Source organism: Bacillus sp. SRB_331 (assembly GCF_003264175.1).
Lineage (GTDB): Bacteria > Bacillota > Bacilli > Bacillales > Bacillaceae_G > Bacillus_A > Bacillus_A mycoides.
This window is the reverse complement of record NZ_NADV01000188.1, coordinates 1-436: the sequence shown is the minus strand read 5'-3', so window position 1 is coordinate 436 and position 436 is coordinate 1. Positions and strand designations below refer to the sequence as shown.

General features: G+C 39.7%; 1 protein-coding gene. It reads right to left on the bottom strand.

What is annotated here, in order from left to right; translation table 11 throughout:
- Window positions 1-241, bottom strand: a 241-nt coding sequence (locus B5P42_RS32240; RefSeq protein WP_220089431.1) for a hypothetical protein, incomplete at its 3' end; no start/stop codon positions are given.
- Between the last annotated feature and the right edge of the window lie 195 nt (window positions 242-436).

The following is a 436-nucleotide window of genomic DNA, read 5'->3' as shown; positions in this document are numbered from 1 at the left end:
TGTCTGCTTCGCTGTAGATTGACTCAAAACTGTCTGCTATTTTTTCCGCTTCATCTTTTGCATCAACTTTCTGTGTTTCGTACTTTCGTCTCCGTTTGTTGGTTTGAGGACTTATCTTCTTTACCAGGCTCCATATTTTGGCTCCTGTTTCGTCCATACATGCCTGTTTAACTTCCGTTCTAAGGCTTGCATTTTTCGCTTTCTGAAATTGTTTCCTCAATGATATTTCCGCTTTTCGCATTTCGGTGTGCTGCCGTGCAATAAATTGCTGGCTTTTGCATTTCAGTATGGCTTCCTGGTGTTTGCGCTTGAGTTTATTTCGCAAGTTTAACGCAATTTTGAGTTTCGTGGTCCAGAATTTGCATCTATTCTGTCTAACATATTTGTGCTTAATTCTATTTTGCAATAGGTCAATGAAAGCTGTTAGTCCGATGTT